The sequence below is a fragment of the Lentilactobacillus hilgardii DSM 20176 = ATCC 8290 genome, assembly GCF_000159315.1.
Classification (GTDB): domain Bacteria; phylum Bacillota; class Bacilli; order Lactobacillales; family Lactobacillaceae; genus Lentilactobacillus; species Lentilactobacillus hilgardii.
The window spans coordinates 1-241 of sequence record NZ_GG670037.1 but is presented as its reverse complement, the minus strand read 5'-3'; the positions used below and the strand labels follow the sequence as shown (position 1 = coordinate 241).

Here is a 241-nt window from a genome sequence, read left to right as displayed (position 1 = left end):
TGAACAGCTCTGGACACGAGCAATACATCCTTTGAGATCTGTCGTTTGCGTGCACATGCGCAAGCTGGACACTATCGAAGGAGCTTTAGCTGAGGCCAGCAACGGCCGCCATGTGTTTCTTGAGAATGGTCAGGACAAGATGGCATTTGCGCTCGCAAACGGTGGTCTACCATCCTATGAAATAATTTTTGTGAAAGATGCAGGTATCGTTCAGGAAAAAGACGGGAAGAAAGTATTTATT

The 241-nt window shown here is 46.5% G+C and carries 1 protein-coding gene; it reads left to right on the top strand.

Annotation, left to right across the window (positions count from 1 at the left end):
• Positions 1-55: 55 nt before the first annotated feature.
• Positions 56-241: hypothetical protein (locus HMPREF0519_RS14120; RefSeq protein ID WP_220094610.1), on the top strand; the 186-nt coding region annotated here is incomplete at its 3' end.